3 protein-coding genes are annotated in these 1,937 nt (G+C 45.9%); all 3 read left to right on the top strand.

Translation table 11 applies throughout. The features are described from left to right. The first annotated feature begins 174 nt into the window (after positions 1-174). The 3 genes from QPL96_RS19330 (at position 175) to QPL96_RS19320 (ending at position 1,496) form a co-directional block, all read left to right on the top strand. The gene (locus QPL96_RS19330; protein WP_012137896.1) at positions 175-486 is read left to right on the top strand and encodes a type II toxin-antitoxin system RelE/ParE family toxin; all 312 of its coding nucleotides are present in this window, start codon (positions 175-177) and stop codon (positions 484-486) included. Next, entirely contained in the window at positions 479-766 is a 288-nt protein-coding gene (locus QPL96_RS19325; protein WP_237145207.1) for a DNA-binding transcriptional regulator, read from the top strand. The genes QPL96_RS19330 and QPL96_RS19325 overlap by 8 nt, the downstream gene beginning before the upstream one ends. Positions 767-932: 166 nt before the next feature. Beyond that, positions 933-1,496 (top strand): hypothetical protein, encoded by a 564-nt coding sequence (locus QPL96_RS19320; RefSeq protein ID WP_303288903.1) that lies wholly within the window; start codon positions 933-935, stop codon positions 1,494-1,496. The last annotated feature ends 441 nt before the right edge of the window (positions 1,497-1,937 follow it).

The following is a 1,937-nucleotide window of genomic DNA, read 5'->3' as shown; positions in this document are numbered from 1 at the left end:
GCATTCAGCATTGGGTGCCGCAATAAATTGCCGGGCAGCTCCGGCATCTAACCAGTCGCAGCAGTTCGTGGCCTACGGCCACCGGACGCCCTTGTCAGGGCGCCGCTGTGCTTCAGCGTTACACCTCACTGATCTAACCTTGAAATTTATACGGCATAGCCGTATATTCAGGCAATGCTATTCATCGAAACCTCAACGTTCACCAAGTTATTACCGAACTACCTCACGGACGAGGAGTACCGTGGGCTTCAAACCTACCTTTTGCAAAAGCCGGATGCCGGGGATTTAATCAAAGGCTCAGGTGGCGTTCGTAAAGTTCGATGGGCACCAGCGGGTTCCGGAAAGAGCGGTGGCATCAGAGCAATTTATTACTGGAAGAAGTCTGACCACGAGATATGGATGCTCACGCTGTACAGTAAATCAGAGCGCGCCAGCATTCCTGGCCATACGCTCAAGCAGATAGCGGAGGCAATCAAAAATGGGTGACAGGAACCTTGGGACAGAGATTCTTGATGGTATTAACGAAATCAAGCAGTTCAAGAAGGGCAAATTGGCTTTACGAACCCATGAGCTGTCAGAGCCTTCACCGCCGAAAGTGATCAGGCTGAAGTTGAACATGTCGCAATCTGCATTTGCCGGTCTTATGGGCGTGAGTGTACGAACGCTTCAGGATTGGGAGCAGGGTCGTCGTGAGCCGCAGGGGCCTGCCGTTGCGCTTCTGCGCATTGCTGAGCAACACCCGGAAGTTTTCAATCAGCTTCACTGACCAAAGTGAGGTGTAACCAGGCCATGCACCGGATGCCAAAACCTCCGCTTCGCTGCGGTTCTGTCACCGGTGATGGCGGGCGTTAACGGGCCAGATCTACTCTGCTTGCGGCTCGTCTATTGTCTGGTTTACCATCACGGAGGTGTAACATAAGGAATGTGTTTCTATGAATGTAAAAGTAACTCGCCAAGCCTTCACAATATTTTTTGTTTCGCTTTTTTTGACTGCATGTTCAGCATTTAGTTCTCCGAGCGAAAATTCTGAGGTGGAAAATCATTCACTTTCGGAAGTTATTTTGTCTCCTGATCTGCGCATCGATCTACCAAGACCAGTAAAGAATTTAATATTCAGAAATGACCTCATAATACTTCAGTTTTATGAAGCCGGTTCTAGCCTGTCGGTCCAGGGTGATATTTCCTCATTTGATATTGGTGGGTATGGAGATGACCTTGATGCTGCATATATTCTTAGGCGAATATATGATACTTCATTTTACTTCGATGATGACGATTTAAATGAAAAGCTAAAGTCTAGTCGCCTAGCTTTTGGTATTGAAGCTGGTGATTCAAAAGTTGTTGCAAAAAAAGAAGCGGAAATATTCATATCATTTGAAAAAGATAACAGCAACTTTGCCTATATCGTTGCTAATAATGATGTATACCTGCTTAGTCATGTAGGTTCTCTTAATGATTTTGAGTGGATTTTGAATAATATTTCATCTGGAGGATAGGTAATGGATTATCAAGGAAGATCAGATCTCAAAGCCATTTTAGTGAGAATTTATGGGAATAGTGTCGCGGGAAGTTGGGAAGCAAGTGAACAAATGTATCTCGCCTTTGTAGAGCTTGTTCGTGCGTCTTCCGAGTGCACGAATGCAGTATCAATGGTCCCAAGTCCATTGCCTATTGGTAGTCCAGTTTCCCGATGGTTAAAAAGGGAGGTCAGAGATACTAATCAGTACAAAAGTAAGCGAACATTATTTATAATGTGATATGTTCTCCCAAAGCTTATCGGATATTGTCACTCATGCGCCAGACTGATGGTCGTAAACTGGATCATAAAACCCTCGAAGCCCTTCGCATTCGCGCTGTTCAGCGGGTGATGGAAGGGGAAAGTCCAGAAGTGGTTATTAAAGCACTTGGAATGAGCCGGGCCCGGATTTACGAGTGGC

The sequence above is a fragment of the Marinobacter sp. SS8-8 genome, from assembly GCF_030540945.1.
Taxonomy (GTDB): Bacteria; Pseudomonadota; Gammaproteobacteria; order Pseudomonadales; family Oleiphilaceae; genus Marinobacter.
The sequence above is the reverse complement of the archived record's forward strand: the minus strand, read 5'-3'. Positions and strand labels throughout refer to the sequence as shown.